The sequence below is a fragment of the Azospira sp. MPR-LB4 genome, assembly GCF_058809525.1.
Genome location: NZ_CM179521.1, coordinates 2,658,763 through 2,684,446, shown reverse-complemented (window position 1 = coordinate 2,684,446; position 25,684 = coordinate 2,658,763). Strand labels below are relative to the sequence as shown.

At 65.6% G+C, this 25,684-nt stretch carries 21 protein-coding genes; 6 read left to right on the top strand and 15 right to left on the bottom strand.

All coding sequences use genetic code 11. The features are described from left to right. The first annotated feature begins 17 nt into the window (after positions 1-17). Positions 18-1,985: a TonB-dependent receptor gene (locus AC3QLZ_RS12595; protein ID WP_492783254.1), complete on the top strand. Its 1,968-nt coding sequence runs from the start codon at positions 18-20 to the stop codon at positions 1,983-1,985. Positions 1,986-2,593: 608 nt separating this feature from the next. On the opposite strand, the gene AC3QLZ_RS12590 is transcribed toward AC3QLZ_RS12595, so the two are convergent. From AC3QLZ_RS12590 to AC3QLZ_RS12580, 3 genes are all read right to left on the bottom strand, one after another. Continuing rightward, on the bottom strand, positions 2,594-3,922 hold the full coding sequence (locus tag AC3QLZ_RS12590) for a malonyl-CoA decarboxylase (RefSeq protein WP_014236228.1): 1,329 nt from the start codon (positions 3,920-3,922) through the stop codon (positions 2,594-2,596). 61 nt (positions 3,923-3,983) lie between these two features. Beyond that, positions 3,984-4,769, bottom strand: coding sequence for a prolipoprotein diacylglyceryl transferase (gene lgt, locus AC3QLZ_RS12585; protein WP_014236227.1), 786 nt, complete (start codon positions 4,767-4,769; stop codon positions 3,984-3,986). 49 nt (positions 4,770-4,818) lie between these two features. After that, positions 4,819-6,432 carry a methyl-accepting chemotaxis protein gene (locus AC3QLZ_RS12580; protein WP_014236226.1) on the bottom strand — a complete coding sequence of 538 codons (1,614 nt, stop codon included), beginning with the start codon at positions 6,430-6,432 and terminating at the stop codon, positions 4,819-4,821. A 150-nt stretch (positions 6,433-6,582) separates the two neighbouring features. Between AC3QLZ_RS12580 and ilvD the strand changes: the two genes are divergently transcribed. Together ilvD and rpoH are read left to right on the top strand one after the other, a co-directional pair. Continuing rightward, entirely contained in the window at positions 6,583-8,442 is a 1,860-nt protein-coding gene (gene ilvD / locus AC3QLZ_RS12575) for a dihydroxy-acid dehydratase (RefSeq protein WP_014236225.1), read from the top strand. Between the two features lie 195 nt (positions 8,443-8,637). Beyond that, a complete protein-coding gene (rpoH, locus tag AC3QLZ_RS12570; protein WP_014236224.1) occupies positions 8,638-9,495 on the top strand; it encodes an RNA polymerase sigma factor RpoH in 858 nt (285 codons plus the stop codon). 101 nt (positions 9,496-9,596) lie between these two features. On the opposite strand, the gene AC3QLZ_RS12565 is transcribed toward rpoH, so the two are convergent. The 3 genes from AC3QLZ_RS12565 to AC3QLZ_RS12555 are packed head-to-tail and all read right to left on the bottom strand — an operon-like array spanning position 9,597 to position 11,610. Then, complete coding sequence (locus tag AC3QLZ_RS12565; RefSeq protein ID WP_014236223.1) at positions 9,597-10,181, bottom strand: SCO family protein; 585 nt, start codon at positions 10,179-10,181, stop codon at positions 9,597-9,599. Next, positions 10,178-10,666, bottom strand: a complete 489-nt coding sequence (locus tag AC3QLZ_RS12560; protein ID WP_014236222.1) for a glutathione peroxidase — start codon at positions 10,664-10,666, stop codon at positions 10,178-10,180. Before AC3QLZ_RS12560 ends, AC3QLZ_RS12565 begins: the two co-directional genes overlap by 4 nt. A 47-nt stretch (positions 10,667-10,713) precedes the next feature. Next, positions 10,714-11,610 carry an AEC family transporter gene (locus AC3QLZ_RS12555; RefSeq protein WP_014236221.1) on the bottom strand — a complete coding sequence of 299 codons (897 nt, stop codon included), beginning with the start codon at positions 11,608-11,610 and terminating at the stop codon, positions 10,714-10,716. Between the two features lie 123 nt (positions 11,611-11,733). On the opposite strand from AC3QLZ_RS12555, the gene AC3QLZ_RS12550 reads away from it, so the two are divergent. Beyond that, positions 11,734-12,150, top strand: coding sequence for a bacteriohemerythrin (locus AC3QLZ_RS12550; protein ID WP_014236220.1), 417 nt, complete (start codon positions 11,734-11,736; stop codon positions 12,148-12,150). Positions 12,151-12,228: 78 nt separating this feature from the next. Here AC3QLZ_RS12550 and AC3QLZ_RS12545 read toward each other — a convergent pair whose 3' ends face one another. From AC3QLZ_RS12545 to AC3QLZ_RS12505, 9 genes are all read right to left on the bottom strand, one after another. Next, entirely contained in the window at positions 12,229-13,836 is a 1,608-nt protein-coding gene (locus tag AC3QLZ_RS12545; protein ID WP_014236219.1) for a methyl-accepting chemotaxis protein, read from the bottom strand. A 131-nt stretch (positions 13,837-13,967) separates the two neighbouring features. Next, positions 13,968-15,134 carry a CaiB/BaiF CoA transferase family protein gene (locus tag AC3QLZ_RS12540; protein ID WP_014236218.1) on the bottom strand — a complete coding sequence of 389 codons (1,167 nt, stop codon included), beginning with the start codon at positions 15,132-15,134 and terminating at the stop codon, positions 13,968-13,970. Between the two features lie 92 nt (positions 15,135-15,226). Continuing rightward, positions 15,227-16,459 carry a phenylacetate--CoA ligase family protein gene (locus AC3QLZ_RS12535; RefSeq protein WP_014236217.1) on the bottom strand — a complete coding sequence of 411 codons (1,233 nt, stop codon included), beginning with the start codon at positions 16,457-16,459 and terminating at the stop codon, positions 15,227-15,229. Between the two features lie 162 nt (positions 16,460-16,621). Continuing rightward, positions 16,622-17,458 (bottom strand): ABC transporter ATP-binding protein, encoded by an 837-nt coding sequence (locus AC3QLZ_RS12530; protein WP_014236216.1) that lies wholly within the window; start codon positions 17,456-17,458, stop codon positions 16,622-16,624. Positions 17,459-17,535: 77 nt separating this feature from the next. Further along, the gene (locus AC3QLZ_RS12525; RefSeq protein WP_014236215.1) at positions 17,536-18,864 is read right to left on the bottom strand and encodes an ABC transporter substrate-binding protein; all 1,329 of its coding nucleotides are present in this window, start codon (positions 18,862-18,864) and stop codon (positions 17,536-17,538) included. Positions 18,865-18,919: 55 nt separating this feature from the next. Next, positions 18,920-19,987, bottom strand: a complete 1,068-nt coding sequence (locus AC3QLZ_RS12520; RefSeq protein WP_014236214.1) for a branched-chain amino acid ABC transporter permease — start codon at positions 19,985-19,987, stop codon at positions 18,920-18,922. A gap of 15 nt (positions 19,988-20,002) precedes the next feature. After that, the gene (locus AC3QLZ_RS12515) at positions 20,003-20,896 is read right to left on the bottom strand and encodes a branched-chain amino acid ABC transporter permease (RefSeq protein ID WP_014236213.1); all 894 of its coding nucleotides are present in this window, start codon (positions 20,894-20,896) and stop codon (positions 20,003-20,005) included. Positions 20,897-20,911: 15 nt separating this feature from the next. Then, on the bottom strand, positions 20,912-21,712 hold the full coding sequence (locus AC3QLZ_RS12510) for an ABC transporter ATP-binding protein (RefSeq protein WP_014236212.1): 801 nt from the start codon (positions 21,710-21,712) through the stop codon (positions 20,912-20,914). Positions 21,713-21,730: 18 nt separating this feature from the next. Further along, positions 21,731-23,710 (bottom strand): AMP-dependent synthetase/ligase, encoded by a 1,980-nt coding sequence (locus AC3QLZ_RS12505; RefSeq protein WP_014236211.1) that lies wholly within the window; start codon positions 23,708-23,710, stop codon positions 21,731-21,733. Positions 23,711-23,964: 254 nt separating this feature from the next. Here AC3QLZ_RS12505 and AC3QLZ_RS12500 point away from each other — a divergent pair, with 254 nt between their 5' ends. Together AC3QLZ_RS12500 and AC3QLZ_RS12495 are read left to right on the top strand one after the other, a co-directional pair. Beyond that, positions 23,965-24,639 (top strand): Crp/Fnr family transcriptional regulator, encoded by a 675-nt coding sequence (locus AC3QLZ_RS12500; protein ID WP_014236210.1) that lies wholly within the window; start codon positions 23,965-23,967, stop codon positions 24,637-24,639. 38 nt (positions 24,640-24,677) lie between these two features. Then, the gene (locus AC3QLZ_RS12495) at positions 24,678-25,370 is read left to right on the top strand and encodes a nitroreductase (RefSeq protein WP_014236209.1); all 693 of its coding nucleotides are present in this window, start codon (positions 24,678-24,680) and stop codon (positions 25,368-25,370) included. Positions 25,371-25,684: the final 314 nt, after the last annotated feature.

Sequence of the window (25,684 nt, the reverse complement as noted above, 5' to 3'; positions counted from 1 at the left end):
ATTGGATTACATAAGAAATGATCGAAGTAAAGGCCGGCGCCCAGGACCTGATCGGCGTCGCCGACGCCGCCAGCGTCGGCACGGTGACGGCGAAGCAGCTGGAGAACCGCCCCCTGCTGCGCCCGGCGGAAGTGCTGGAAACCGTGCCCGGCCTCATCGTCACCCAGCACGCCGGCGACGGCAAAGCCAACCAGTACTTCCTGCGCGGCTTCAATCTGGACCACGGCACCGACTTCTCCGTCGCCATCGACGGCATGCCCATCAACCTGCCGACCCACGCCCACGGCCACGGCTACCTGGACCTCAACTTCCTCATCCCCGAGCTGGTGGAGCGCATCCAGTACAAGAAGGGCCCCTACGCCGCCGAGGATGGCGACTTCTCCTCCGCCGGCAGCGCCCGCATCGACTACCGCCGCGCCCTGCCGGAGGACTACGTCAGCATCGGCCTCGGCAGCAACGGTTACCGCCGCCTGCTCACCGCCGCCGACAAGGAGACCGCCGGCGGCGGCCGCTGGCTGGGCGCCGTGGAGGTGTTCCACAACGACGGTCCCTGGGAAGTGCCGGAGCACTACAAGCGCCTCAACGGCGTGCTGCGCTATTCGGAAGGCACGCGCAACAACGGCCACTCGGTGGCATTCATGGCCTACGACGGCGACTGGACCTCCACCGACCAGCTGGCGCGACGGGCCGTGGACCAGGGCCTGGTGAACCGCTACGGCAGCCTGGACCCCACCGCCGGCGGCAACACCCGGCGCCTCTCCCTCTCCGGCCAGTGGGCACGGCAGGACGGGGCGGTGCAGACCCGGGCCAACGCCTATCTGGTGGACTACCGGCTCAACCTCTTCTCCAACTTCACCTACGCCATGGACGATCCGGTCAACGGCGACCAGTTCGAACAGGCCGACCGGCGCCGTTACGGCGGCTTCGGCTGGAGTCGCAGCCAGCCGGTGCAGTGGCTGGGCAAGGAAGGGGACTTCACCTGGGGCGTGCAGGGCCGCCAGGACGACATCGACAACGTGGGCCTGTACCGCACCGCCGCCCGCCAGCGCCTGTCCACCGTGCGCAGCGACAGCGTGAACCAGGGCAGCCTGGGCCTCTACGGCCAGTGGGGCGCCCAGTGGAGCGACTGGCTGCGCAGCGTCGCCGGCCTGCGCCACGACCGCTACCGCTTCAAGGTGGATTCCAGCCTGGCCGCCAATTCCGGCAAGGAAAACGACGGCATCACCAGCCCCAAGCTGTCCCTCATTTTCGGCCCCTTCGCCAACCAGGAGTTCTATTACAACTGGGGTCAGGGCTTCCACAGCAACGACGCCCGCGGCACCACCATCCGCGTCGATCCCTCCAACCCGGGCGACCCCATGTCCCGGGTGCCGGCCCTGGTCAAATCCCGGGGCCAGGAAGTGGGCTGGCGCAGCGCCCCGGCCCCCGGCTGGAACACCAGCGTCGCCCTGTGGCGCCTGGACCTGGATTCGGAACTGCTCTTCGTCGGCGACGCCGGCACCACCGAAGCCGGCCGCCCCAGCCACCGCCAGGGCGTCGAATGGTCCAACTACTGGACGCCCCGAGACTGGCTGACCCTGGATGCGGACATCGCCCTCTCCAAGGCCCGCTTCCGCGACGACGATGCCGCCGGCAAGTACATCCCCGGCGCCGTCGAACGCACCGCCTCCGTCGGCGTCGCCGTGCACGACCTGGGCCCCTGGCGCGGCGGCCTGCGCCTGCGCTACCTGGGCCCCCGGGCCCTGATCGAAGACAACTCGGTGCGTTCCGGCAGCTCGGTGATGGTCAATCTCAACGTGGGCTACAAGCTGGCCGCCAAGAGCCAATTGACCCTGGAAGTGCTCAACCTGTTCAACCGCAAGGCCAGCGACATCGACTACTACTACGAGTCCCGACTGCGAGGCGAAGCGGCGACCGTTGCCGACGTGCACAGCCACCCGGCAGAACCCCGCATCTGGCGCCTGACCTATACCCAGGGATTCTGACAGGAAGCAGTAAGGGCCCCGGGGCCTACACAGCCCCAGCCCTCAAACGAGCAGCGTCAGCCTTGAGTGCGGCGTGCAGGAGATGGCCAATAGCGCTGCCCCCGCCATCGGCTCCCAGATGGCCGGCAAATCATCGCGGGGCGCTGGGCTCCATCCTCGGCGGCAGCGGCAGCCGACGGTGGTAAGCCAAGTTACGCTGGTATCACATCAAGAACAGGAAGATCAGGCAGCTCAATTAATTCCTCTGCCTCAATAGATCGCTCAGACAGTGATAGCAACCAATTCCGCTCTGCCAATGAAGCGAAAGAAACTGCAGGAAAAGCCATAGGCAGTCGCTCTAAATGCTTGAGCAAAACTGCAGTGCGGTGTCGCCCGGAAATGAACTGGGTACTACCGTTTACAACATTGAGCACCGGCGGGAGAAAGCACTTCCTGCCCTGAGCATCTGCGGAAAACCAGTTCGACAAATAGCAATCCTGAATGACCTGAGATTCTCTAAATCCCAGGTCATTCAAATCAAACCTCGTCAGTATGGTGTCCCGTCGAATCCATACGAGACTGTCGCCACCTGAACAAACCAAGCACTTCATTGGAAGCGGGTTTCTCACCTACCCCTTCGCCGCATGTCTAACCGCCGCCACCGCCGCCAGACGGCCTTCGCGGACGAAGGCGTCCACGTTGGCTTCCAGGTCGTCCGGTTCGTACAGGTAGTTCACCATCATGCCGTAGGACTGTTTGAAGCCCTTGGCGGCGGTGTCGGCGAGGAAGTTGAGGCGCTCCACCCGGGCGCCGTTGCCCAGGTGGAAGCGGGCCACCGGGTCGAAGGGCTTGTCGCCGGACTTGCCGGTGAGCAGGTAGCGGGCGGCCAGACGCACCAGGCCCGGCTCGATGAGCCTCGCCAGACGGGCATCTGCAGCCCATTCGCCCTTGGGCAGCAGGGCCCGCAGGGCATCGGCGTCGGGTTCGATGCCGGCATGCTTGGCGATCTTGGCCAGATCGGGCGCGAAGCAGGCGGCGAACACTTCCGGGTTGCGGTCGGCCCACAGGCGCAGGGTGGGCAGGGGTGAAAGGGTGGCGAAGGTCTTGAGGCGGGGGAAGTCCCGCTTGAGGTCGTCGATCACCCGCTTCAGCAGGAAGTTGCCGAAGGAGACGCCGCGCAGGCCCACCTGGGTGTTGGAGATGGAATAGAAAATGGCGGTGTCGGCCCGGTGCGGGTCGGCGGTGGGAGCGTCCTCGTCCAGCAGGTGTTGCACCGAGTCGGAGAGCTTATTGACCAGGGCCACTTCGACGAAGATGAGGGGCTCCACCGGCATGCGCGGGTGGAAAAAGGCGTAGCAGCGCCGGTCCGAGTCGAGACGGTTCTTCAGGTCCTTCCAAGAGCGGATCTCGTGCACCGCTTCGTACTGGATCAGCTTTTCCAGCAGGGCCGCCGGGGCCTGCCAGGTGAGGCGGGAAATTTCCAGGAAGCCGACGTCGAACCAGGAGGTGAGGCGGTTCTCCAGCTCCCGGTCCAGGGCCTTCAGTTCCGGGTCCTTGTCGAGGAAGCGCAGCAGGTCGGCCCGCAGGTCCACCAGGAATTTCACGCCCTGGGGAATGGCATTGAACTGGGTCAGGATGCGGATGCGGGAAGAACGCATGGCGGCCCGCAGGGCGGCTTCCGCATCCCACTGGGCGGGGCTGCCGACGGCCTGCTGGTAGGCGCTGTGGGCGGTGGCGACGCGCTTGGGATCGGGGCCGAACTCCAAGGCGATGAGGCGCAGGAATTCATGGCGCCCCCCATCGTCCAGACCGAGGTAGGTTTCCGCCAATTGGGCGGCCCGGGCCCGGGCGGAGACTTCGCCGCCCAGGCTGGCGGCACATTCCTTCAGTTGTTCGCGGATGCGGGCCAGCTGTTTGGCTGGCAGGGCGGCAGCGGTTTTGCTGGGGGTGGTGGCCATGGGGCTTCTCCTTTTTCTTCCGGCGGGGGTGTCCCCGATGGTAGAGAAGCCCCGCGGCAAGTCAAGGCTGGCGCCGGGCCCGCAGCAGGATGAAGACGCCGATGGCGACCATGGGCAGGGACAGCCACTGGCCCATGCTGATGGCGTAGCTGTGGCCGAAGATGCCAGCATCGGGCTCGCGGAAGTATTCGGCGATGAAGCGGAAGGCGCCGTAGCCGATGAGGAAGACGCCGGAGACGGCGCCCGTGGGCCGCGGCCTGGCGGAGTAGAGCCACAACAGGACGAACAGGCACAGCCCTTCCAGCCCGGCCTGGTAGAGCTGGGAGGGATGGCGCGGCTGGCTGTCCACCTGGGGGAAAATCATGGCCCAGGGCAGGCTGGCGTCGGCCACCCGGCCCCACAGTTCGCCGTTGATGAAATTGCCGATGCGCCCGGCAGCAAGACCCAAGGGCACCAGGGGGGCGATGAAGTCGGTGACGGTGAAGAAGGACTTGCCGTGCTTGCGCCCCCACCAGGCCATGGCCACCAGCACGCCGAGGAAGCCGCCGTGGAAGGACATGCCGCCCTTCCACACCGCCAGGATTTCCGCCGGATTGGCGAAGTAGTAGCCCGGCTCGTAGAACAGCACCTGGCCCAGGCGCCCGCCCAGGACCACGCCGAGGACGCCCCAGAAAAGCAGGTCGTCGAGCTGTTCCAGACTCCAGCCGCCGTCGGGCCGGCGCCGGATGCGCTGGCGCCCGAGGAAATAGAAGGCGGCGAAGGCCACCAGGTACATGAGGCCGTACCAGCGCACGGCCAGGGGGCCGAGGGATACGGCAATGGGATCGAACTGGGGATGGATGAGCATGGAAAGACCGGGAGGCGAGGCGTAAGGCCGCAAGCCTAGCAGTATCGGCTCAAACCTTGAAGCGTTCCGCCGTCTGCCGCATCTCCTGGGCCAGGGCTGCCAGATTGCCGGACAGCTGGGCGGTATTCTCCGCGCCCCGGTTGTTTTCCTCGCTCATCTGGGCGATCTGCTCCACGTGGCCGGCGATCTGGTTGCTGGCTTCCCCCTGCTCCCGCAGGGCGCCGGAGATGGCATTCACCTCCTGCTCCACCTCCGCCGCCCCGGCGGTGATGCGGGTCACGGCGCCCCCGGCGGTGTCGGCCAGGGTCACGCCCTGTTCCACCAGGCCCACGGCCTGCTCCATGCCGGAGGAGGCATGGTCCACGCCGGACTGGATGGCGGCGATCTTGGCGGCGATGTCCTGGGTCGCCAGGGCGGTGCGCTCGGCCAGCTTGCGCACTTCGTCGGCCACCACGGCGAAGCCCCGGCCCTGCTCCCCGGCCCGGGCGGCTTCGATGGCGGCGTTGAGGGCCAGCAGATTGGTCTGGTCCGCCACCTCCTTGATCACCTGGACGATGCCGGAAATTTCCTGGGAGGCCACGCCCAGTTCCCGGATGGCAGCAGCCGTCTCCTCGATGCGGCGGGCGATGCCGCCCATGGAGTCCACCGCATTGGCGATGACGCCGCCTCCTTCCCGGGAGGCCTGACCGGAGGCCTGGGCCAGCTCGAAGGCCCGGCTGGCGTTGTCCGCCACCTGGTTGATGCTCACCGTCAGCTGTTCCACCGTGGCCGCCATGGAGGATGCGGCCTCGGACTGGGCGCCGGAGCCGGCGGAAACCTGGCGCGAGGCCTCGGCCAGGCTGTCGGCGGCAGAGGCCACCTGGGCAATGCCGGCCAGCATGGATTGCAGGGCGGCGCGCACGGAGGCGGTAAGGTGGTTCACCGACTGGGCCGTTTCGCCGATTTCATCGTGGCCATGGGCGTCGAGCTGGCGGGTAAAGTCGGCGCTTTGTTCGATGCCCAGCACTTCCTCGCGGATTTTCTGCAGGGGCCGGACGATGGAACCGTAGAGCCAGAAAGCCAGCACCGCACCGAGGGCCAGGGCCACCAGATTGATGCCGATGATCCACATCTGGCCGACCCGGGAAATGGTGCGGGCCTCCTGCTGGGCCTTTTCGGCGCCCTTCACGGTGTAGTCCACGATGGCGTCGATGGTGGGCCGCAGGGCGCGGATGGCCTTGCGCGAATCGCCCTCGAAATAGGCGATGCTCTCGTCCCGCCGCCCTTCCCGGGCCAGGGCCACCATCCGCTCGTGGGTCGCCAGGTAGGCCTCCAGCTTCTCCCGGTAGGCGGCATAGAGGGCTTTTTCTTCGTCGCCATGGATCAGGGACTGGAATGCCTGGTCAAACTTGCGCAAGGCCTCGAGATTCTGGTTGCCGCGCTTTACCGCATCGTCGATTTCCGCGCTGTTGCGGGCGATCAGCAGCTGGGTCTCCCGGTTGCGGAAGTCCAGGGACTCGGCATTGATGCCGGAAGCGGCCCGGATGCTGGGCTGCCAGACATCGGAAATCTCGGCCAGGGACTGCTCCAGCCGGTCAAAACGATTCAGGCCGACCACCCCGACCAGGGTGATCAGGACCTGCATGGCAACCAGGGAAAACACCAGCTTGCGGGAAATGCGCATGGTCTTTAACTCCATCTTTTGCAGCAGAAACCATTGAAATCCGCCTTTTTCGACGAGCGGTCGGCTGATCATAACATGCTAGTATTTAGGCCCTGATTTTCAGCCGCCCGGACCGGTTCCGGGCAGCCTACGTTGTCTGGAGACCCGACTATGCCCGCCTATCGTTCCCGCACCTCCACCCACGGCCGCAACATGGCCGGCGCCCGCGCCCTGTGGCGCGCCACCGGCATGAAGGACGGCGATTTCGGCAAGCCCATCATTGCCGTGGTGAACTCCTTCACCCAGTTCGTGCCCGGCCACGTACACCTGAAGGACCTGGGCCAGCTGGTGGCCCGGGAGATCGAGGCGGCCGGCGGCATCGCCAAGGAATTCAACACCATCGCCATCGACGACGGCATCGCCATGGGCCACGACGGCATGCTCTACAGCCTGCCCTCCCGGGACCTGATCGCCGACTCCGTGGAATACATGGTGAACGCCCACTGTGCCGACGCCATGGTGTGCATCTCCAACTGCGACAAGATCACCCCGGGCATGCTGATGGCCGCTATGCGGGTCAACATCCCCACCATCTTCGTCTCCGGCGGCCCCATGGAAGCGGGCAAGGTGAAGTGGGAAGGCAAGACCATCGCTGTCGATCTGATCGACGCCATGATCAAGGCCGGCGACAGCAACTGCTCCGACGCGGAAGTCGAGGAATTCGAGCGCTCCGCCTGCCCCACCTGCGGCTCCTGTTCCGGCATGTTCACCGCCAACTCCATGAACTGCCTGACCGAAGCCCTGGGTCTGTCCCTGCCCGGCAACGGCACCCTGGTGGCCACCCACGCCGACCGCAAGGGCCTCTTCCTCGAAGCCGGCCGCCGCATCGTGCGTCTGGCCCAGCGCTGGTACGAAGAGAACGACGCCTCCGTGCTGCCCCGCTCCATCGCCAACCAGAAGGCCTTCGAGAATGCCTTCGCCCTGGACGTGGCCATGGGCGGCTCCACCAACACCGTGCTGCACCTGCTGGCCACCGCCCAGGAAGCCGGCGTCACCTTCACCATGGCCGACATCGACGCCATCTCCCGCAAGGTGCCCTGCCTGTGCAAGGTGGCCCCGGCCACCCAGGACTACCACATCGAGGACGTGCACCGGGCCGGCGGCATCATGGCCATTCTGGGCGAACTGTCCCGCGGCGGTCTGATCCACCGCGACACCCCCACCGTGCACTGCCACACCCTGGGCGAAGCCATCGACACCTACGACGTGCAGCGCGCCGGCTCCCAGCGCACCCTGGAATTCTTCCGCGCCGCCCCCGGCGGCATTCCCACCCAGACCGCCTTCAGCCAGGACCGCCGCTACACCGAGCTGGACCAGGACCGCAGCAACGGCTGCATCCGCAACGTGGCCCACGCCTACAGCAAGGAAGGCGGCCTGGCCGTCCTGCATGGCAACATCGCCCTCGACGGCTGCATCGTGAAGACCGCCGGCGTCGATGAATCCATCTGGAAATTCACCGGCAAGGCCAAGGTCTATGAGAGCCAGGATTCCGCCGTCACCGCCATCCTGGGCGGCGAAGTGGTGGCCGGCGACGTGGTGGTGATCCGCTACGAAGGCCCCAAGGGCGGCCCCGGCATGCAGGAAATGCTCTACCCCACCAGCTATCTGAAGAGCCGCGGCCTGGGCAAGGAATGCGCCCTGCTCACCGACGGCCGCTTCTCCGGCGGCACCTCCGGCCTCTCCATCGGCCACGCTTCCCCGGAAGCGGCCGAGGGCGGCGCCATCGGCCTGGTGCGCACCGGCGACACCATCGAGATCGACATCCCCGGCCGCCGCATCCATCTGGCGGTCTCCGATGCCGAGCTGGAAAAGCGCCGCGCCGAGGAAAACGCCAAGGGTGACAAGGCCTGGAAGCCCACGGAAGAACGGGGCCGCGTCGTTTCCAAGGCCCTGCAGGCCTACGCCCTGATGGCCACCTCCGCCGACAAGGGCGCCGTGCGCGACCTGGGCCAGCTGACCAAGTCCAAGTAAGCCCGCCCGCAGCGAGGCCACCGGAACCCGGCCCCAGGCACATGCCCGGGGCCGGGTTTTTCTTTGCCGGCCCCAGGCCGGCAAGACGCTCAACACCTTGATTCTTATAATGGTTGGCTGAACTTTTCGCCCCGTTAGCACTCTACTGACGTGAGTGCTAAACTGTGCACAAGAAGTTCAAGGAGGACCCACCCTATGACCCAAGCTTTGACCCTGTCTCATGGCCTGCCCTCTGCGGTAGGCAACCTGGATGCCTACATCCAGGCGGCTCGGCGCTTCCCGATGCTGAGCGAGGCTGAGGAATTCGCCCTGGCCCGCCGTCTCCGCGAGGAAGACGACGTGGATGCTGCACGTCAATTGGTGCTCTCCCATCTGCGTCTGGTCATCGCCATCGCCCGGGGTTACCTGGGTTACGGCCTGCCCCATGCGGACCTGATCCAGGAAGGCAACATCGGCCTGATGAAGGCGGTGAAGCGCTTCGACCCCAGCCGCGGCGTGCGTCTGGTGTCTTTCGCCATGCACTGGATCAAGGCTGAAATCCACGAATACATCCTGAAGAACTGGCGCCTGGTCAAAGTGGCCACCACCAAGGCCCAGCGCAAGCTGTTCTTCAACCTGCGCAGCCTCAAGGCCAGCAGCGACACCCTGACCCCGGCCGAAGTGGACGAGATCGCCTACAAGCTGGGGGTCAAGGCCGAGGAAGTGGTGGAAATGGAAACCCGCATGGGTGGCCGCGACCTGGCCCTGGACGGCTCGCCGGATGACGAGGACGACAACCGGGTGGCACCCATCGCCTACCTGGCCGACAGTGCCGCCGAGCCGACCCAGGTGCTGGAAGCCCGGGAATACGACCGGCTGCAGAGCGACGGCCTGCAACAGGCCCTGGCCGGCCTGGACGAGCGCAGCCGGCGCATCGTCGAAGCCCGCTGGCTGGACGAGGAAAACCCGGCCACCCTGCACGACCTGGCAGCCGAATTCGGCGTTTCCGCCGAGCGCATCCGCCAGATCGAGGTCAAGGCCCTGCAGAAGATGAAGGGCCTGCTGGCAGCCTGAACGCCCGGCATCCCGCGGCAAGAAGGCCGGCTCCCGTCAGGGGCCGGCCTTTTTCTTTGCCCGATCCTTTGCCCGATCCTTTGCCCGACCGCGGCCCCGGCTCAGTCCTCACGCAGCAACCGGCGCAGGTCCGCCACCACGGCGGGCATCTGGGCGTTATCCGGAATGAGGAGCCGCAGCCGTCCCCGGGGATCGTAGACGTAGGCGCCGGCCGTGTGATCCAGGGTGTAGCCCAGGCCGCCGCCCACCTCCTGGCGCACGGCGGTGATGCGGAACTCGGCCACGGTCCGGGCCAGGGTTTCCCGGTCGCCCCACAGGCCGAGGAAGGACGGGTCGAACCAGGTGACGTACTCGCCCAGGCGGGCCGGGCTGTCCCGCTCCGGGTCCAGGGTGACGAACAACACCTGCAGCCGCTGCCGCTCCTCCCCCAGGGCCTCCCGCACCGCGGCGAAGCGGGCCAGGGCGGTGGGGCAGATATCGGGGCAGGAGGTGTAGCCGAAGAAGAGGATCACCACCCGGCCGCGGAAGTCCGCCAGACGCCGGGGCTGGCCGCCCTGGTCCGCCAGGGCGCGCGGGAACTCGGCGGCGAAGGTGGCACCGCTGAGATCGGTATGGTGAAAAGGCTGGGGCGGCGAGCAGGCCGTCAGGCCCCAGCACAGCGCCACCCAGAGGAGGAGGTGCTTCACGGCAGCGCCAGGCGGGCCTCAATGGCCCGGGCCAGGGCTTCCGGCTTGGTCATGGGCCCATAGCGCCCCACCGCCCGGCCCTGCCGGTCCACCAGGAACTTGGTGAAATTCCACTTGATCGCGGCCGTGCCGAGCCAGCCGGGCTGCTCCTGCTTGAGCCAGCGGAAGAGCGGATCGGCCTGGGGACCGTTGACCTCGATACGGGCGAAGACGGGAAAGCTGACGTCGTAGTTGAGGGAGCAGAAACTGGCGATCTCCTCGGCGCTGCCCGGCTCCTGGGCGCCGAACTGGTTGCAGGGAAAGGCCAGCACCGTCAGGCCCTGCTCCCGGTAGCGCCGGTAAAGGGCCTCCAGACCCGCATACTGGGGCGTGAAGCCGCAACGGCTGGCCGTATTGACGATGAGCAGCACCTGCCCCCGGTAATCGGCCAGGGACTGCTGGCTGCCGTCGGCACGGCGGACGGAAAAATCGAAGACGGTCGTCATGGCGCAAACCCCGGTGGAGAAGCCGCCACTTTACCCCAGCCCGCCCCTCAGCCCAGGAAGCGGCTCATCCAGAGGGGCATGGTCAGCATGGAGGCCAGGGTGGAGGCGGAGATGAGCCAGGCCACGCTCTGCCCGTCGCCCCCCATGCGCATGGCCAGGATGTAGGCCGAGGAGGCCGTGGGCAGGGCGGCGAAGAGGATGGCCACGTGGTAGTAGAGGCCGGACAGCCCCAGCAGGGGGCCGGCGAAGATGGCCACCAGGGGCAGCAGCAGGAGCTTGACCCCCAGGATGTAGAAGGAGGCGGAACGCACCTCGGCCTGGCCCCGCAGGCGCAGGGCCGCCCCCACGGCCAGGAGGCCCAGGGCGATGGAGGCGTCCCCCAGGCGGGAGAGGAACATCTGCAGGGGCGCCGGCGGCACGAAGCCGGTCAGGTTGAGCAGGAAGCCGGAGGCGGTGGCCCAGATCAGGGGATTGCGGGCCACCTCCCGCAGGGCACCGGCCTCGCCGTGGCGGGCCAGCATCCACACCGCCGACAGGTTGGCCAGGGGCACGGCGGCGCCGATGATGAGGCCCATGGTGGCGATGCCCGGGGTGCCGAAGAGCAGCCCCGCCGCCGCCAGGGCGATGTAGGAATTGAAGCGATAGCCGCACTGGAAGAGGGAGGCCAGCACCAGGGGCTTGAGGCGGAAACACTTGAGGCCGGCCCAGCTCAGCACCATGCCCGCGCCCATGGAGAGCAGGGCGGTGGCCAGCAGGGGCGCCGCCGCCGCCAGGTCCAGGCGGGTCTTCAGCACCGCATTGACCAGCAGGGCGGGGAAGAGGATGAAATAGACCAGCTTCTCGATGCCGGCCCAGAAATGATCCCCCAGATGCATGTAGCGGCGCAGCAGCAATCCCAGGAGGATCAGGCAGAAATCGGGCAGGAGCAGGAGGGCGGTGGTCATGGCGACATTCTACCGAGGCCGGAGAAAGCACCCCTTGGCCTTTGCCGCATAGTGAATTCGGTCACGCCGAAGGCTGGTGCCGCCGTGGGAGAATGGCGCCAAACAACATTCAGGGAATCGATCATGCGCGACAACGCCATTGTCCAGTTTGGCCCCCAGTACCATGTGGGCATCCCCCAGGTGGACCAGGAGCACCAGCAGCTGTTCGCCATCGTCGCCCGCATCCAGCAGGCCCTGGAGCAGGACGGCGACACGGCCCAGAACGAGGCCCGCCGAGCGGTGGCCGAGCTGCTGGAATACACCCGCACCCACTTCGCCAGCGAGGAGGCCCTGATGGAGGCGGCCGCCTACCCTGCCCTGCCGGCCCACCGGGAACTGCACCGGGAACTGCTGCTGCAGGTGGGGGAAATGGAACTGCGGGTGGAAGTGGGCGAGCCTTCGGCCAGCCTGGATCTTTCCCGCTTCCTGGCCAAGTGGCTGATCAACCATATCCAGGTGGCCGACCAGCGCTTTGGCGCCTTTGTCGCAGAACGCAGCTAGGCCCCAGCCTGGCCGCCGTGGCGGCCACCCAGGAAAAAAGGCGCCCGCGGGCGCCTTTTTTGTCGCAGCAGTTCCGGCTTAGAGGCGGTACTGGGCCACCACCTGCTGCATCTCCTGGGCCAGGTGGGCCAGTTCGCCGGCGGTGTCGGAGGTGGATTGGGCGGCGGCGCTGTTCTCCTCGGACATCTGGGCAATCTTCTCCACCTGCTGGGCAATGGCGGTGCTGGCCATGCTCTGCTCCCGGATGGCATCGGAAATGTCGCCCACCATGTCCACCGTCTTGCGCGAACCCTCGCCGATTTCCTGGATCGCCTCGTTGGCCTGCTCGGCCCGGGAGACGCCCTCGTCCACCTTTTCCACCACGGCGTGGATGCCATGGACGGCAGCCTGGGCGCCTGCCTGCATCTCCAGGATGGTACTGGCGATTTCCTGGGTGGACTGGGTGGTGCGCTCGGCCAGCTTGCGCACTTCGTCGGCCACCACGGCGAAGCCGCGGCCCTGCTCGCCGGCCCGGGCTGCCTCGATGGCGGCGTTGAGGGCCAGCAGGTTGGTCTGGTCGGCCACTTCCTTGATCACTGCCACCACGTTGTTGATGCGCTCGCTCTGCTGTTCCAGGCGGGCGATCTGCTCGGAGGCGTTGCGCACCGTTTCGGCAATGCCGTTGATGCCCTGCACCGTGTCGCCGATGATGCCCTCGCCCTTGTGCGCCAGTGCGCCGGAAGCGGAGGAAAGCTGATTGGCCTCGCCGGCCCGGTCGGCCACATGGGTGATGCTGACGGTCATCTCCTCCACCGTGGCGGCCATGCTGGAAGCAGCTTCGCTCTGGTGGCCGGAGGCGATGGACATCTGGTGGGAAGCGGTGGCCACCCGGTTGGCGGCATTGTTCACCGCATCGGTATGGTTGCTGATTTCCCGGAAGCTGGCCTGCAAACGGTCCAGCAGGCGGTTGAAGGCGGAAGAGGCCTGGGCCACTTCATCGGTGCCGCGGACCTCCAGGCGACCGGTGAAATCCAGCTCCTTCTCGATGCGGGAGAACATGGAGACCATGTTGCCGAGGGAGCTGTCCACATGGCGGTAGACCATGAAACCGAGCCCGGCGACGCCGGCGGTACACAGCAGGATCACCACGATGGAGATCACCTTGCCGGTTTGATAAGCCTCGCCGGCCTTGCGCACTTCCTCTTCGGCCAGATGCTCGTTGTACTTGCTGTGGGCTTCGACGTTCTCTGCCAGGCGCTTGGACACCTCGCCGGCCTGGCCCATACCGTTCTTGGCTTTTTCCCCATGCCCGGCCTTGGTATCGGCGATGGCCGGGTCGATCAGGGCGTAGTACTCCTTCACCAGGGCTTTGCTGGTTTCCAGGTACTGGCGATCCTTGTCGTCGCTGATCAGCTTCTCGTAATCCTGCAGGGCCTGGAGCAGATCCTTCTTGGCGCCTTCGATGCGCTGTTCCACCGCCGGCCGCTGCTCTTCCGTACTGAGGAGAAACACCAGCATCTGGGTGCGCAGGCGCAGGAAATTGGATTCCATGCTGGCCACCTTGCGGATGCTGGGGATGGAGTTCTCGTGGGCATACTCCAGGTTGGCATTGATGGCCCCCATCTCTTTCAGGCCGAAACCGCCGACCACGATGAGGCCGGCCACCGCCAGCAGGATGAGGAGGGCGAGGCGTTTGGCGATCGTCATTTTTATCCCTTTTCCAATCAAACCATGCAATATGGCTATAACTTATCGCATATTACCTGCGATGAGGATAGGGATTATGTCCGCTTTTTGCCTGACCGCACCCTGACATTTCCTGTCATGCCGCCATCTCCTCAAACCACCCCCAGATTCTGCAGGCGCTGCAATTCCTCCGCCGTCACCCCGAACTCGGCCAGGATGGCCTGGCCATGCTCCCCGGGCGCCGGCGCCGGCCGCACCGGCTCGACCGGCATGTCGGAGAGGCGCACCGGCGGCCCGTACTGGGTAATGCCGTCAGCCTGGAAGCCCATGCCCCGGGCCTGGAAGTGGGGATGGGCCAGGGCCTCGGCCACGGTCAGCACCGGCGTGACGCAGCAATCGACCCGGGCGAACTTTTCCGTCCAGTAGGACTGGGGCTGGCTGGCGAAAAGGGTCTCCAGCTCTGCCCGCATGGCCCTGGCCTCGGCCCCGGTGGCGCCATGGCGGGCCTTCCACCGGGGCTGGCCGAGGGTGTCGCAGAAGAGGTCCCAGAACTTGCGCTCCAGGGGCGCCACCGCCATGTAGCGGCCATCCGCCGTGGCGTAGACGCCGTAGCCCGCATCGCCGCCGCTGAGCATGTCCCGGCCCCGCTCCGCAACGCCCGCCCCGCCTTGCAGGGCGAACAGGGGGAAGAGGTTGTGGGCCAGGGCCGCATCGCTCATGGAGACGTCCACGAAACGCCCCTGGCCGCTGCGCCGGGCATCGAAGAGGGCCGCCAGGATGCCCATCACGGCGCTCATGGCACCGCCCAGCAGATCGCCGATCTGCAGGTTGGGAATGGCCGGCTGGCCACCGTCCACGCCGATCTGGTCGAGGATGCCGGCGTAGCCGATGTAGTTGAGGTCGTGGCCCGCCGCCAGGGCCAGGGGACCGCTCTGGCCGTAGCCGGTGATGGCACAGAACACCAGGCGGGGATTGAGGCTGCACAGAGCCTCGTAGCCCACGCCCAGCTTGTCCATGACGCCGGGGCGGAAGCTCTCGATGACCACGTCGGCCTCCGCCGCCAGGCGCCGGAACAGGGCCGCCCCTTCGGGATTTTTCAGGTCCAGGCGCAGGCCCCGCTTGTTGCGGTTCACGGCCCGGTAGAAGACGCTGACCCCCTCGGGGCCGTCGCCCATGGTGCGGGCGTAATCGCCGGCGCCGTGGTCTTCGATCTTGATCACGTCGGCCCCCAGGTCGGCCAGATGCAGGGTGGCCACCGGGCCGGGCAGGAGGCGGGTCAGGTCGAGGATGCGGACACCTTGCAGGGGCTTGCTGGCCATGTTTGCTCGCTGGGATTGAAGACAATAAAACGGGGTGGCGCCGGTCGGACGCCACCCCGTCGCTTTCCCGTGGGGTCGGGGTGGGTTTGTATTTATTCGTAGGTGCGGATGTCCTCGATGACCTTGCCGTCGTTGGGCAGGTCGCCGGGGCTGACGAATCTGACTTCGCCGCGCAGCTTGGTGACGTCCCGAATGCTGGCGACCACCGCGTCGCCGAGCACGTCGTCGCCCCGCCCGCTCTCGCAGTGCAGGACCATGCGGTCCTGGCCGAGGGCATTGTCCACCACCAGGCGGGCCTTGCCGATTTCCGGATGGCGCTTGACCACCGCCGCCACCTGGTGCGGATGGACGAACATGCCTTTGACCTTGGTGGTCTGGTCGGCACGTCCCAGCCAGCCCTTGATGCGCACGTTGGTGCGGCCGCAAGGGGAGATGCCGGGCAGCACGGCGGACAGGTCGCCGGTGGCGAAACGAAGCAGGGGGTAGTCCAGGTTGAAGGTGGTGATGAGCACCTCCCCCACCTCGCCGTCGGCCACCGGATCGCCGGTGCCGGGACGGACGATTTCCATCAGCACGTCCTCGTCCAGGGTCAGCCCCTGCTGGGCCTCGGATTCGTAGGCGATCATGCCCAGGTCTGCCGTGGCGTAGCACTGGCGCACCGTGATGCCGCGGGCGTTGAGAGCCTGGCGCAGGGAAGGCGGCAGGGCCTCGCCGGAGACCAGGGCCTTGGTCAGGGACGTGGCGTCGGCCTTCAGCTCGTCCGCCTTCTCCAGGATGATCTTGAGGAAGGAGGGCGTGCCGACGTAGGCCGCCGGCTTCAGGTCGTTGATGGCCTGCACCTGCATCTCGGTCTGGCCGATGCCGGCGGGAAATACCGGGCAGCCCAGCTTGTGGGCAGCCCCTTCCAGCATGAAGCCGGCCGGGGTGAAGTGGTAGGAAAAGGTGTTGTGGATCAGCTCTCCGGCGCGGAAGCCGGCGCCGTGCAGGGCCCGGGCGAAACGCCACCAGTCCTGGCCCCGCCCTTCCGGATCGTAGATGGGCCCGGGGGAGGCATAGACCCGGGAGAGCCCGGAGAGAGGCGTCGCATTGATGCCGCCGAAGGGCGCCTGCTCCCGCTGCAGATGCACCAGGTCGCTCTTGCGCGTCACCGGCAGGCGGGCCAGGGCGGCACGGTTGTGGATGTCATTGGGATTGACCTCCGCCAGCAGCCGCGCGAAGTACGGCGAATGCAGCTTGGCGTGGGCCACCTGCCGCGGCAGCCGCTCCATCAGTGAGCGCTCCCGTTCCTCAGGATCGCGGGTTTCCAGGGAGTCGTAGTATTTCATCTGGCGTTCCTTAATCGACGCTCATCAATTCTGTTTTTGTTCCGACGCGAGACAGGTCCTGAGACGGCCAAGTAGCGCTGCAAGACTAGGCGCGCATCCGCGCCGTGTGCACCGGGCACATAAGCGGATAAGCAACGACGTATTGCAGCGCGCACGGCCTTCTCACGAGAGCCAGCGTTTGCGGCGGCGGTAGTGCTTGACGTCCTTGAAGCTCTTGCGCCCCGCCGACGACAGCCCCAGGTAGAACTCCTTCACGTCCTCGTTGGAGGCCAGTTCCTTGGCGTCCCCTTCCATCACCACCCGGCCGTTTTCCAGGATGTAGCCCAGGTCGGCGTAGCGCAGGGCCACCATGGTGTTCTGCTCGGCCAGGAGGAAACTGACGTTCTCCCGGGAGTTGAGGTCCTTCACGATCTCGAAGATTTCCTCGACGATCTGGGGCGCCAGGCCCATGGAGGGCTCGTCCAGCAGGATCATTTCCGGCTTGGCCATGAGGGCGCGGCCGATGGCGCACATCTGCTGTTCGCCGCCGGAGGTGTAGCCGGCCTGGGAAGTGCGCCGGGTCTTCAGGCGCGGGAAGTAGTGGTACACCATCTCCAGGTTCTGCTTCAGCTCGGCCCGGGAGTTGCCCCGGGTGTAGGCGCCGGTGAGCAGGTTTTCCTCGATGGAGAGGTGGGCGAAGCAGTGGCGTCCTTCCATGACCTGGATGACGCCCCGCTTGACGAGTTCGTTGGGGGTCAGCTGATCCACCCGGGTGCCCTTGAACTCCACGCTGCCCTTGGTGACGTCGCCCCGTTCGGCGTGCAGCAGGTTGGAGATGGCTTTCAGGGTGGTGCTCTTGCCGGCGCCGTTGGCGCCCAGCAGGGCCACGATCTTGCCCTTGGGCACCGTCAGGGAGACGCCCTTCAGCACCAGGATCACGTGGTCGTAGATGACCTCGATGTTGTTGATGCTGAGGTAGTTCTCCGGGGCGGCCGGGGTGGCTTGAGTGGTCGTGTTCATAGGCTTAGATTCCCTTCTCTTGGGGCGGGGGGACGGGGCCTGCCGGCCCCGTCCCGGGCTCAGGTCGCTAGGGCGCCTCAGCCTTCCTTGCTGCAGTCACGCGGGGTGATGCCCTTTTCCTTGGCGTACTTGCCGGCGGATTCCTCGATCATGGGACGGACCATGTCCTTGTCCGCATCGACCCAGTCGGAAACCACCTTCCAGGCCTTGCCGTCCCACTGCTGGAACTTCACCTTGCCGGAACCTTCGTGGTCGGCGCAGGTGATGGTCAGGTCGGGCATGAAGCCTTCGGCTCCCAGTTCCTTGAGGCGCTTGGCATCGATCTGCAGATGCTCGAAGCCCCAGCGGGCCTGCTCGGCGGTAAGGGGCTTGCCCTTGCCGAACTTCTCCTGGGCGACACGGATGGCTTCCACGGTGATGATGCCGTGCACCACGCCCCGGTTGTAATAGACGGAGCCGACCCGGGACTTGTCTTCCATGTTGCCCTTGTTCTTCTTGTAGACGTTGTCCTGGATCGCCTTCACCACCGGGTAGTTGGTGCCGGCCACGTTGAAGCCGGCGGCGGTGAAGCCCTTGGCGGCATCGCCGGCGGGCACGGTGTCTTCCTCGGCACCGGACCACCACACGCCCACCATCTTCTCCCGCGGGAAGCCGGTCTTGGCGGCGGCCTTGAGGGCTGTCGGGTTCATCACGCCCCAGCCCCACAGGATCACCCAGTCGGGACGCTCCTGGCGGATGGTCAGCCACTGGGACTGCTGCTCGTTGCCCGGGTGGGCCACGGGGATGGTCTTCAGGTTGAAGCCGTGCTTGGCGGCCTGCTTTTCCAGCACCGGGATGCCTTCCTTGCCGAAGGCGGAGTCGTGGTAGAGATAGACGATCTTCTTGCCCTTGAGCTTGTCCAGGCCGCCTTCCTTCTGGCCGATGTACTTGACCATGCCGGTGGCCTGGGACCAGTAGGTGGTGATCATGGGGAAGACCCAGGGGAAGACCCGGCCGTCAGCCGCGTCGGTACGGCCGTAGCCGATGGTCACCATGGGGATCTTGTCCTGGGCCACCTTGTCCAGCACCGAATAGGTGATGCCGGTGGACAGGGGCTGGAAGGTGGTGTTGCCGGTGGCGCCCTTCTTCTTCAGCCGCTCATAGCACTCCACGCCGCGGGCGTTGTTGTACTCGGTCTCGCATTCTTCCCAGGTCAGCTTGACGCCGTTGATGCCGCCGTCCCGCTCGTTGACCAGGGTCATGTAGTCGATCCAGCCGCCGTAGATGCCGGAGCCGCCGGCCGCATAGGGACCGACCCGGTAGGAAGGCAGGCCGATGAACTGTTCCTTGGCCTGGGCCAGGACGGAACCGGAAACCGCTGCGGAGGCTACCGCGGCAGCGAACAGGGCGATGGTTTTCACTTTCATTGTCTTGTCTCCTCTACTGATTATGTGGGTGCTGCTTTGACTTCCAATGCCTGGGTTAGTGGGGGAAAGGCCACAGACGCAGCTTTTCCTTGCCGATCTGCCACAGTCTCGCCAGGCCGTGGGGCTCGACGATGAGGAAGAAGATGATGAGCCCGCCGAAGACCATCAGCTGCAGGTTGGAGCTGATGCTGGGGGGCAGGAGGCCGGTGAGGAAATCCTGGATCAGCACGTCCAGGAAAATCGGCAGCAGCACGATGAAGGCCGCGCCGAGGAAGGAGCCCATGATGGAGCCCACCCCGCCGATGATGATCATGAACAGGATCTTGAAGGACAGGTCCAGGTTGAAACCTTCCGGCTCCACCGTGCCCAGGTAGGCATAGGCGTAGAGGGCGCCGGCGACACCGCAGTAGAAGGAGCTGATGGCGAAGGCCAGGAGCTTGGTGTGCATGATGCGGATGCCGATCACCTCGGCCGCCACGTCCATATCCCGCACCGCCATCCAGGCCCGGCCGACGGAGCTGCGCACCATGTTCTTGGCCGCCAGTGCCATCACCGCCACGATGGTCAGCACCAGCAGGTAGAGGGAAATGGGCGTGTCGAAGCGGTAGCCGAGAATCTGGATCTCCTGGGCGGTGATGACGCCGGAGGAGGAATCCATGGAGAACCAGCCAAACTTGGTCAGGGCCCAGACGATGAAGAACTGGGCCGCCAGGGTCGCCACCGCCAGGTAGAAGCCCTTGATGCGCAGGGACGGCAGGCCGAAGAGAATGCCCACGGCCGCCGCCGAGAGGCCGCCGCCAACGAAGGCCAGCAGCACCGGCATGCCCTCGATGCGGCCCATGAAGTTGTAGGCGGCGAAGGCCCCCACCGCCATGAAGGCGGCGGAGCCCAGGGACAGCTGGCCGGCGTAGCCGGTGAGGATGTTGAGGCCCAGGGCCGCCAGGGAAAAGATGAGGAAGGGGATCAGGATGGCCTTGATCCAGTATTCGCTCGCCACCATGGGCACCACCAGGGCCGCCACCACCAGGATCAGGCCGATGGCGATACGGTCCTGGCGGATGGGAAAGATCTGCTGGTCGGCAGCGTAGCTGGTCTTGAATTGTCCGGCTTCACGGTAAAGCATGGTTTTGTCCTCTCCTTAAACCCGGTCGATGTGCTTCTCGCCGAACAGGCCTTCGGGCCGGATCAGCAGGAAGGCGAGGGCCATCACATAGGGGAACCAGGAGTCGATGCCGCCGCCCACATAGCCCCCCAGATACACTTCCGCCAGCTTCTCGGTGGAACCGATGATGAGGCCGCCGACGATGGCGCCGGGGACCGAGGTGAAGCCGCCGAGAATCAATACCGGCAAGGCTTTCAGGGCGGTGAAGGTGAGCGCGAACTGGACCCCGTTGCGGGCGCCCCAGAGCAGGCCCGCCACCAGGGCGACGAAGCCGGCCACGGCCCAGACGATGCGCCAGATGTTCTGCAGCGGGATGCCGATGGAGAGGGCCGCCTGGTGGTCGTCCGCCACGGCCCGCAGGGCGCGGCCCACCCGGGTGTATTGGAAGAACAGGGCCAGCAGGGTGACCAGGGCCGCGGCAACGCCGGCGGCGAAGAGGTCGAAGCTGGAAACCAGGATGCCCGCCTTGTCCATGATCCACTCGATGGGCTCGTCCTGGATGCCCAGGTCCAGGCCGCGCACGGTGGAGCCCCAGATGCCCTGGGCCAGGCCTTCGACGAAGAAGGTGAGGCCGATGGTGGCCATGAACAGGGTGATGTGGGGCTGGTTCACCAGGGGCCGCAGGACGATGCGCTCGGTGGCGATGCCCAGCAGCACCATGGCGCCGAAGGCCAGGATCAGGGCCAGCCAGAAGGGCGCCCCCATTTCCTGGAAGCCGACGAAAGTCAGGGCGGCGAAGAAGACCATGGCGCCCTGGGCGAAATTGAAGACGCCGGATGCCTTGTAGATCATGACGAAGCCCAGGGCCACGAAGGAGTACATCACCCCCGAGAGCAGGCCGCCGATCAGCACTTCGAAAAAGAATTGCATATTCCGTTCCTCCTTTTAGTGGGCCACGCCCAGGTAGGCGGAAATCACCTCCTGGTTGTTGCGCACATCGTCAGGCGTGCCGTCGCCGATCTTCTTGCCGTAATCCAGGACCACCATCCGGTCGGAGATGTCCATCACCACGCCCATGTCGTGCTCGATGAGGACGATGGTGGTGCCGAACTGGTCGTTCACATCCAGGATGAAGCGGCACATGTCCTGTTTCTCTTCCACGTTCATGCCGGCCATGGGCTCGTCCAGCAGCAGCAGGGAAGGCTCGGCGGCCAGGGCCCGGCCCAGCTCTACCCGCTTCTGCAGGCCGTAGGGCAGGCGCCCCACCGGGGTCTTGCGGATGTGCTGGATTTCCAGGAAGTCGATGACCTCCTCCACCTTCTCCCGGTGGGCCAGCTCTTCCTTCTGAGCCCGGCCCAGGTACAGGGCCTGCTCCAGGAAGCCGCACTTCATCTTGGTGATGCGCCCGGTCATGATGTTGTCGAGCACGCTCATGCCCTTGAACAGGGCGATGTTCTGGAAGGTGCGGGCGATGCCCTGGGTGGCCGCCATGTGGGGCTCCATCTTCTTGCGCTCTTCGCCGTGGAAGACGATGCGGCCTTCCTGGGGGTGGTACACCCCGTTGATGACGTTGAGCATGGAGCTCTTGCCGGCGCCGTTGGGGCCGATGATGGCGCGGATCTCGTGTTCCTTCACGTTGAAGGAAATGTCGGTGAGGGCCTTCACCCCGCCGAAGCGCAGGGAGATGTTCTGCAGGTCGAGGATCACCTCGCCGACCCGGCGCCCATTCTGGTTTTGTTCGCTCATGAAACGCTCCGTTCGGGATTAGGCGGCCTGGCGCACCACGGGGAAGGTCTTGGCATCACGGATCACCAGATCCGCCGCCACCTTGCCGACGCGGCCGTCTTCGAATTTCACCTGGGTCTCGATGAACTGGGATGTCTTGCCTGCGTAGAAGGCGTCGATCAGCACCGCGTACTTTTCCGAGACGAAGTTGCGCCGCACCTTGCGGGTCCGGGTCAGTTCGTCGTCGTCCGGGTCCAGTTCCTTGTGCAGGATGAGGAAGCGGTGGATCTGGGAGTCGGCCAGCATGCCGTCGTGCACCAGCTGGGCATTGACCTCCTCGACGCACTCCTGGATCAGGTTGTACACGTCGGGCTTGGCGGCCAGGTCGGTGTAGCCGGAGTAGGAGATGCCGCGGCGCTCGGCCCAGTTGCCGACGGCGCCCATGTCGATGTTGATGAAGGCGCACACCTGCTCGCGGCCGTTGCCAAAGGCCACCGCCTCCTTCACGTACTGGAAGAACTTGAGCTTGTTCTCGATGTAGTTGGGGGCAAACATGGCGCCGTTGGCCATCTTGCCCACGTCCTTGGCCCGGTCGATGATCTTCAGGTGACCATCCTCGTCGAAGAAGCCCGCATCGCCGGTCATGAAGTAGCCCTCGCCGTTGATGGCCTCGGCGGTGGCATCGGGACGCTGGTAGTACTCCTTGAGCAGCATGGGCCCCTTGACCAGGATCTCGCCGTTGTCGGCGATCTTCACCTCCACCCCGGGAGCCGGCTTGCCAACGGAATCCAGCTTGATCTGGCCGTCGGGCTGCAGGCAGACGTAGGCGCAGGTCTCGGTCTGGCCGTAGAGCTGCTTCAGGTTCACGCCAATGGAGCGGTAGAAACGGAACAGGTCCGGACCGATGGCAGCGCCGGCGGTGTAGGCGACGCGGATGCGGCTCATGCCCAGGACGTTCTTGAGGGGCCCGATCACCAGCAGGTTGGCCACGGCGTAGGCCAGCCGGTCGCTGCCGGAAACGGGCTTGCCGTCCAGGATCTCGGCGCCGCAGCGCTTGGCCACGTCCATGGCCCAGGCGAACAGCTTGTGCTTGATGGCGCCGGCGTCCTCCATGCGGATCATCACCTGGGTCAGCAGGTTCTCGAACACCCGGGGCGGAGCGAAGTAGTAGGTGGGGCCGATCTCCCGCAGGTCGGTCATCACCGTGTCGCCGGACTCGGGACAGTTGATGGTGAAGCCGGCCACCAGAGCCTGGGCAAAGGAGAACAGGTGGTCGCCGACCCAGGCCATGGGCAGGTAGGAGAGGATATCCTCGTCCTGCGTCAGCTGGTCGAACTGGCATCCGCCTTTGGCGGCGGCGATGAAGGCTTGGTGGGCCAAGCAGACGCCCTTGGGCTTGCCGGTGGTACCCGAGGTGTAGAGCATGACACCGGTGTCGGTGGCGACGCCCTGCTCGATTTCCCGTTCGAGGAAATCGGGATGGTTCTGGTGGTGGATGCGGCCCATGGCCATGACGGCTTCGATGTCATGGATGAAGGGCTGGTTGTAGTGACGCATGCCCCGGGGATCGTCGTAGATGATGTGGTCCAGCTGGGGCAGCTGCTCCCGCACTTCGAGCAGCTTGTCCACCTGTTCCTGGTCCTCGACGATGGCGAAGCGGATGCCCGCATCCTGGAGCACGAACAGCATCTCGTTGGCCACCGCGTCCTGATACAGGGGCACCGGCACGCCGCCGAGGCTCTGCACCGCCGCCATGGTCATGTACAGGCGCGGACGGTTGTCGCCGATGATGGCCAGGTTGTCGCCGCGCTTGAAGCCCAGCTCGGCCAGGCCGCAAGCCAGGGCCCGGACGTTCTCGGCCACCTCGGCCCAGGTCCAGGTCTGCCAGATGCCGAGATGTTTCTCGCGCATGGCGGGGTGCTGGCCCCGCACCTGGGCATGGTGAAAGAGCAGGCGCGGGAAGGTCTCACCCGTCAGATTACGGGTGTGCGCCGCCTGGGAAGAAGCCACTTCCGGCATAACATCTCCTCCATTGTTATCCCCGCATAACCGATGCCGGCTTGCGGTTTTGTCCGGCCCTTCCCTGATGGGAAATTCCGGGTTCTGCTTCGGTGTTGGAACGGGGCTCCGGTCTTCCCGGTAACCCTGCTCCGGCTTGTCTCCTCCACCCTGGTCGAACACCTCATCGAGGAGGGTCGCCGGCTGGCATTTGGTCTCAATTTAGCGACGCGTCATGGCTATAATTGTCGTCGACCTGACAATTGGCTAAATAAATGCTGACGCTCTCCGAGTTGTTGCACAGCACCACCTGGGGCAGGGAACTGACTGGCGAGGAATTCGCCCGAATCGAGGCCGGCACTTTTGTGCGCCGCATTCCGGCGGGAGGATTCGTCTGTTACAAGGGTGAGCCCGTGGATTACTGGCTCGGGGTCATCGACGGCCTGGTGAAAATCGCCAGTCACGGCGTCACCGGCAAAACCGCCACCTTCACCGGGGTGCCCGCCGGCGGCTGGTTCGGCGAGGGCTCCATGCTCAAGAACGAACCCCGCCGCTACGACGTGGTGGCCCTGCGCGACTCCCAGGTGGCCTGTATGAGCCGCACCACTTTCCAGTGGCTGCTGGACCACAGCATTCCCTTCAACCGCTTCCTGCTCAACCAGCTCAACGAGCGTCTCGGCCAGTTCATCGGCCGGGTGGAAATGGACCGGCTGCTGGAAACCGACGCCCGCATCGCCCGCTGCGTCGCCTCCCTTTTCAATCCCGTGCTCTACCCGGGCATCGGGCCCCAGTTGCAGATTTCCCAGGAGGAAATCGGCTACCTGGCCGGAGTCTCCCGGCAGCGGGCCAACCAGGCCCTCAAGCTGCTGGAGGAGCACGGCCTGCTGCGGGTCGAGTATGGCGGCGTTACCGTCATCGACCTGGAAGGACTGCGCCGCTTCGGCGCCTGATTCGCTTCACCCCACACTGAGAGAGACAAGGAAAATTCATGACCACCGATCGCCAACGCCTCGTCGATGAAACCATCGATTCCCGTCGTTCCGTGCGGGCCTTCCTGCCCACGCCGGTGCCCCGGGAAACCCTGGAGGAGATCCTGCGCATCTCCTCCCGCGCTCCTTCCGGCACCAATGTGCAGCCGTGGAAGGTGTACGTGCTGACCGGCAACGCCAAGGACCAGCTGTCCCAGAAAATACTCGCCGCCTACAACGATCCGGAAGAGGCCCAGACCCATACCGAGGAATATCCCTACTACCCGGCCAAATGGGTCTCCCCCTACATCGACCGCCGGCGCAAGGTGGGCCTGGATCTCTACGGTCTGCTCGACATCAAGAAGGGCGACGCCGCCCGCATGCATGCTCAGCACGGTCGCAACTACACCTTCTTCGATGCGCCGGTGGGCCTCATCTTCACCATCGACCGCATCATGCAGCAGGGCAGCTGGTTCGATTACGGCATGTTCGTGCAGACCATCATGCTGGCCGCCCGGGCCCGGGGCCTGGACACCTGCCCCCAGGCCGCCTTCACCCAGTTCCACCGCATCATCGGCGAACAGCTGAACCTGCCGGAAAACGAGATGGTGGTGTGCGGCATGGCCCTGGGCTATGCGGACGAAAGCAAGCCGGAGAACAAACTGCGCACCGAGCGCGCGCCCCTGGAAGAGTGGGTGCGTTTCTGCGACTAAGGCAGAGCGCGGCGGCGGACTGACATCCCCGCCACAAGAAGGAAAGGACGCCGACCTGCAGGGCCCATGGCCCGGGGCCGGCGTTTTTGTTGCCACCTGGCAATGGCACCGCCATAGCCCAGTATCCGCCTGACTCTCAGGCCAGACAGGCTCAGAAATGCCGTCCCTTCTGCCTCCCGGCAGGGGCGAAAAAAAACCGGGCACCAGGCCCGGTTCGCAAACACAGCAGAGGTTCTTCTTGGAGCCGGCCTGCCCTGGGGCAATGCCGACGCTGTCTCCTTTTTCTCCTTTGGTTTATTCCTTGGACGAGGCCG